The organism is Streptomyces sp. NPDC002088 (assembly GCF_040296605.1).
Lineage (GTDB): Bacteria > Actinomycetota > Actinomycetes > Streptomycetales > Streptomycetaceae > Streptomyces.
Genome location: NZ_JBEOXO010000099.1, coordinates 1 through 2,449, shown reverse-complemented (window position 1 = coordinate 2,449; position 2,449 = coordinate 1). Strand labels below are relative to the sequence as shown.

Annotated in this window: 3 protein-coding genes; all 3 read left to right on the top strand. The window is 72.2% G+C overall.

The features are described from left to right. Positions 1-261, top strand: a 261-nt coding sequence (locus tag ABT114_RS50245) for an alpha-glucosidase C-terminal domain-containing protein (RefSeq protein ID WP_351154047.1), incomplete at its 5' end; no start/stop codon positions are given. A gap of 28 nt (positions 262-289) precedes the next feature. After that, positions 290-1,651: a maltokinase N-terminal cap-like domain-containing protein gene (locus ABT114_RS50240; RefSeq protein WP_351154044.1), complete on the top strand. Its 1,362-nt coding sequence runs from the start codon at positions 290-292 to the stop codon at positions 1,649-1,651. A gap of 4 nt (positions 1,652-1,655) precedes the next feature. Continuing rightward, on the top strand, positions 1,656-2,449 hold a 794-nt coding region (locus ABT114_RS50235; RefSeq protein WP_502988548.1), incomplete at its 3' end, for a GlgB N-terminal domain-containing protein.

The following is a 2,449-nucleotide window of genomic DNA, read 5'->3' as shown; positions in this document are numbered from 1 at the left end:
GTCCTCGCCTTCCTGCGCGAAGCCCCTCCCACAGAGGGCGAAGGGGACGACCTCGTCCTGTGCGTGCACAACTTCTCCCGCTTCGCCCAGCCGACGGAACTCGACCTGCGGGAATTCAACGGGAGGCATCCGGTCGAGCTGTTCGGCGGGGTGCGCTTCCCGGCCATCGGCGAACTGCCCTACCTGCTCACTCTCACAGGGCACGGCTTCTACTGGTTCCGACTCGCCCGAGTCGCACCCCGCACCGGCCGACGACTGTGAGCGTGCGCCGAGGAAAGGACGCGTCACCATGCCGAAGACCGCATATCTCCACGCGAGCAGTGCCGGCGGCACCCAGCCGATGGCGTCGCTCGGCGGACTGCTGCGGGAGTGGCTGCCACGGCAGCGCTGGTTCGCCGGCAAGGACCGGCCGCTCACGGACCTCCGTCTGCTGTCCATGACCGAGCTGTTTCCGGGCTGCCTGCATCTACTCGTGCACACCGGCCAGAGCGGGGTCCCCTCCCCCGGCGGCACCGCCCCGGCCGGCGACTGCTACCAGCTGCTGCTGGGCATCCAGCAGCACCTGTCGCCCCGCCTCGGCAGGGCGCTCATCGGACGGGCGGACTTCGGTCCGCTGGCCGGCCTGGCGGTCTACGACGCCCTGCAGGACCCCCGCTCGACGCACTTGCTGTTGGAGCGGCTGCGGCACCCCGGCACGCTGGGCCCGCTGCGGTTCGAGTCCGACTCGTCCGTGCCGGTACCCGCCGGGCTGTCGCCGCGGCTGCTGGACGCCGAGCAGTCCAACTCGTCGGTGGTGTACGGCGACGCGTTCATCCTGAAGCTGTTCCGGCGCATCCAGCCCGGGATCAACCCCGACCTGGAGGTGCCGGTCGCGCTGGCCGGGCAGGGCTGCAGCCGCGTGCCCGCCCCCGTGGCCTGGTTCCGGACGAACCACCCGCAGGAGGCGACACTCGGCGTGCTGCAGCCGTTCCTGCCCGACGCGTCCGACGGCTGGACCCTCGCCCTGCGCGCCCTCGCCACCGGTGACGACTTCACGGCCGAGGCACACGAGCTGGGACGGGCCATGGCGGAGGTGCACCTGGCACTGGCCTCGGCCTTCCCGCCCGGCGCCCACGCCGAGAACGAGCGCACGGCGGCCGCCATGACCGAGCGCCTGGACTCCGCCGCGCATCATGTCCCGGCTCTGCGGCCGTTCGTGGCCGGGCTGCGGACCGCATTCAGCGCACTCTCCGCCTGCGATCCCGGGCCGCCCGCCCAGCGCATCCACGGCGACCTGCACCTGGGCCAGGTGCTGCACGCCGGGCGCGAGTGGTTCGTCATCGACTTCGAGGGCGAACCGTCCCGTCCACTGGCCGAGCGGCGCAGCGCGCACTCCCCGGTGCGGGACATCGCGGGCATGCTGCGCTCCTTCGACTACGCCGCCCGTCAGCGCCGCCCCTGGCGTCCGGAGTGGGCCCTGCGCTGCCGGGAGGCGTTCTGCGCGGGCTACGCCGACCGGGCGGGCTGGGACCCGCGCAAGAAGCACGCCCTGCTGCGCGCCTATGAGACGGACAGGGCCGTCTACGAAGTCCTGTACGAGGCCCGGCACCGCCCGGACTGGATGCCCGTACCTATGGCGGCGATCGAGCGTCTCGCCGTGAGAGGAGCCTGACACCGTGGCACTGCGAGACACCTCGCCCCCCGAGTCGGCCGGACCCGTCCCGCCGACGAACATCGCCCTGGATCCGGACGAGCGCCGGCGCCTGCTGTCGGGTGCGCATCACGACCCGCATGCCCTGCTCGGCGCCCACCCGGTCGCGGGCGGTGTCGTCTTCCGGGCGCTGCGTCCGTTCGCCCGCTCGGTGAGCGTCGTGGTCGGCACAGCGCGCAAACCGCTCGTCTCGGAGGGCGACGGCCTCTTTTCCGCCGTACTGCCGTTCGACGCGATCCCCGAGTACTCGCTGCTGGTGGCGTACGAGGACGCGGAGTACGAGGTCCACGACCCGTACCGCTTCCTGCCGGCGCTGGGAGAGTTCGACCTGCACCTCATCCGTGAGGGCCGGCACGAGCAGCTGTGGAAGGCGCTCGGCGCCGAGCCGATGACACACCAGGGCGTGACCGGCACCCGCTTCACCGTGTGGGCGCCGAACGCCCAAGGGGTGCGGGTCGCCGGGGACTTCACCTTCTGGGACGGCACCCAGTTCCCGATGCGCTCCCTCGGCGCGTCCGGGGTGTGGGAGCTCTTCCTGCCGGGCATCGGCGAGGGCGCGCGGTACAAGTTCGAGATCACCTCCCGGTACGGCGACCGCTTCCTCAAGGCCGACCCGATGGCGCGCCGCGCGGAGGTGGCGCCCGACACGGCGTCGATCGTGACGGCCTCGCACTACGAGTGGGGCGACGAGCAGTGGCTGGCGCACCGCGGGGACACGCCGGTGCACGAGGCGCCGTTCTCCGTCTACGAGGTTCATCT